This window comes from Streptococcus sp. NLN64, from assembly GCF_015831295.1.
Classification (GTDB): Bacteria; Bacillota; Bacilli; order Lactobacillales; family Streptococcaceae; genus Streptococcus.
This window is the reverse complement of the sequence record NZ_JADXDQ010000105.1, coordinates 1-2,092: the sequence shown is the minus strand read 5'-3', so window position 1 is coordinate 2,092 and position 2,092 is coordinate 1. Positions and strand designations below refer to the sequence as shown.

The following is a 2,092-nucleotide window of genomic DNA, read 5'->3' as shown; positions in this document are numbered from 1 at the left end:
TCTATCAGTTGCGTAAAAACATAGTCTTTAAAGTCAAGAGGCATTTCTGACCCTTTTATCTCGGTCTTTACATCAAGCTCTAGGTCAGGATTGTGTTTTAAGTAGTTAAGCTTGGCTTTTCTAAAAACTCGTTTTACTTTTTTAGGGTTTTGAGTGCTTACACCAGCTATGATAAAAAACCTATTATGTTGGCTATTGCTCGTGGTGATACTTCCTGACTCGTCTAAATAATAGTTCATGCTTTCCTTTCTAAAATTGCTATTGGATTGATCCGCTGGGCGCGTGCTAGATGGTACGGTCTGAGCCAATGACGGAAAAGATTTTGATATGAGTATCCTCGGAAGGTGGGAAGTCTATGACTATATCCGAATACTTGGGGTTGATTGATACCAACCGTAGGGCGTTGGGTTCTGTATAGACCCGTTTCAAGTAAGTTTTATCATTGACAACCACGGCGCAGACTTGACCCGAGTAGTTAGAAATCCCCTTGTCTACCAAGTAGACGACATCGCCATCATGGTAGTTTGGTAGCATGCTATCACCGCTAACGATTGAAGCAATATCATGCCTTGGCGGTTCGTTGGTGACTTGTACGGTATGGGTGTCGTCGTCGTAGCTAAACCCTAACCCAGCGGCTAGGCTTGATACTGTTTCAACGTCATAGGTTATGCCTAACTCTTCCACAGTATTTTCTTGCTCCTCAAGTAGAGCAGTGCCGTAGTCAACCCATTTAGAGCGGTTTTCAGTGTTTAGCTTTTGGTCTAGGTGAAGAAGGTCGCTAGGTAAGTTGGTTGGTTGGGTTGGGGTACTTTCAAGCCCTAGTAAATAATCCGTACTTACCCCTAGAGCGTTGGCGAAGTCTTTCGCACGATTTAAAGGAAATTCTCTTGAACCGTTGAAGTAACGAGAAATAGCAGATTTAGCCATGCCAACACGTCGGGCAAGTTCGCTGATTGACATCCCCTGAGCATCTTTTTCGGTTTTTAAAATATGTATAATCTCTTTATTCGTACGCATATTAACACCCTCTTTAGATTTTTCTTAATTATAGCATCGTTCCCGAAAAGATACAAGGATAACGTAAAAAAACTCAAAGAGTATTTTTTTAGATATTTTACGTTGACAAACGAGAACGAAAGAGATAAAATTGTTTTTGTTCTCGAAAAAGAACGACCAAAAGGACAGGAGGAAAAAAATGGTTTTAGATTTAAAAAGACTAAAAGCGGAACGAATCGCCAGCGGGTTAACTCAGGAAGAAGTTGCGTTAAAGATGGGCTGGGCAGACCGTGCGCCGTATGCTAAAAGAGAAAATGGAATCGTTCCTATCGGAGCTGATGAGCTTGCAAAGCTTGGGGCATTGTTTGGGTACAATCGGGATCAGATTGGTATTTTTTTTAAAAACGACGTTCCCGATAAAGAACGAAATAACAAACTGACAAGAATTGAAGAATAGGAGACCCACCCATGATGATAGGTGAACGAATCAGAGAAATCAGGATAAACCTTGGGGAGACAACGGAACAGTTTGGGAAACGTTTCAACACTTCCAAAGGGACTGTTAACAATTGGGAAAAAGGCAGAAATTTCCCCAATAAGGAGAATTTGAAAAAGATTGCTGATTTATCAAGCAACCCCAAACGCTTTATAAATTCTTACATTGAGCAAATCAGTTAGGAGGCCCAGCCATGAAAAATAATATCCGTGTTCTCTTAGCCAAAAGACGGGAGAAAATCGCAGATTTAGCAGAAGGTACAGGAATCGCAAAGAGTACCCTGACCGCTATCTACTATGAGCGAACCAAGAACCCATCTTTTGAGACCATGAAGAAAATTGCTGATTATCTTGGTGTGACAATTGATGAACTGACACAGGTTGAAGAATAGGAGACCACCCATGAAAACAGAACAATGGAACGGCTATCCCATTCGGTTCGTAGACCATGAAGGCGAATGGTGGGCGGTAGCTAAAGATATTACTGACGCTTTAGGAATTAAGAACACAGGTCAAGCCCTAGCTAACTTAAAGGGTATATCTAAAACATATACCCTTACAAATAGGGGAACTCAAAAAGTTCTTATCATTGATGAAAAAT

Annotated in this window: 5 protein-coding genes and 1 pseudogene; 4 read left to right on the top strand and 2 right to left on the bottom strand. The window is 41.1% G+C overall.

The annotated features are described in order from the left end of the window. Together I2503_RS09300 and I2503_RS09295 are read right to left on the bottom strand one after the other, a co-directional pair. Positions 1-239, bottom strand: a 239-nt coding sequence (locus I2503_RS09300) for a DUF3800 domain-containing protein (protein ID WP_196967774.1), incomplete at its 3' end; no start/stop codon positions are given. A 46-nt stretch (positions 240-285) separates the two neighbouring features. Then, positions 286-1,017, bottom strand: a complete 732-nt coding sequence (locus tag I2503_RS09295) for an XRE family transcriptional regulator (protein ID WP_196967773.1) — start codon at positions 1,015-1,017, stop codon at positions 286-288. A 178-nt stretch (positions 1,018-1,195) separates the two neighbouring features. Between I2503_RS09295 and I2503_RS09290 the strand changes: the two genes are divergently transcribed. The 4 genes and pseudogenes from I2503_RS09290 to I2503_RS09275 form a co-directional block, all read left to right on the top strand. Continuing rightward, positions 1,196-1,453 carry a helix-turn-helix transcriptional regulator gene (locus I2503_RS09290; RefSeq protein WP_196967772.1) on the top strand — a complete coding sequence of 86 codons (258 nt, stop codon included), beginning with the start codon at positions 1,196-1,198 and terminating at the stop codon, positions 1,451-1,453. 11 nt (positions 1,454-1,464) lie between these two features. Beyond that, positions 1,465-1,623 (top strand): annotated as a pseudogene (locus tag I2503_RS09285) (helix-turn-helix transcriptional regulator); the annotation flags it as partial. Between the two features lie 62 nt (positions 1,624-1,685). Continuing rightward, a complete protein-coding gene (locus tag I2503_RS09280) occupies positions 1,686-1,883 on the top strand; it encodes a helix-turn-helix transcriptional regulator (RefSeq protein WP_196967770.1) in 198 nt (65 codons plus the stop codon). A 10-nt stretch (positions 1,884-1,893) separates the two neighbouring features. Then, positions 1,894-2,092, top strand: a 199-nt coding sequence (locus I2503_RS09275; RefSeq protein ID WP_282097733.1) for a BRO family protein, incomplete at its 3' end; no start/stop codon positions are given.

What these genes read in the sequence shown, in the direction of transcription:
- I2503_RS09280 (WP_196967770.1), top strand. Translation starts at nt 1,686, where the DNA reads ATGAAAAATAATATCCGTGTTCTCTTAGCCAAAAGACGGGAGAAAATC.
- I2503_RS09295 (WP_196967773.1), bottom strand. Translation starts at nt 1,017, where the DNA reads ATGCGTACGAATAAAGAGATTATACATATTTTAAAAACCGAAAAAGAT.
- I2503_RS09290 (WP_196967772.1), top strand. Translation starts at nt 1,196, where the DNA reads ATGGTTTTAGATTTAAAAAGACTAAAAGCGGAACGAATCGCCAGCGGG.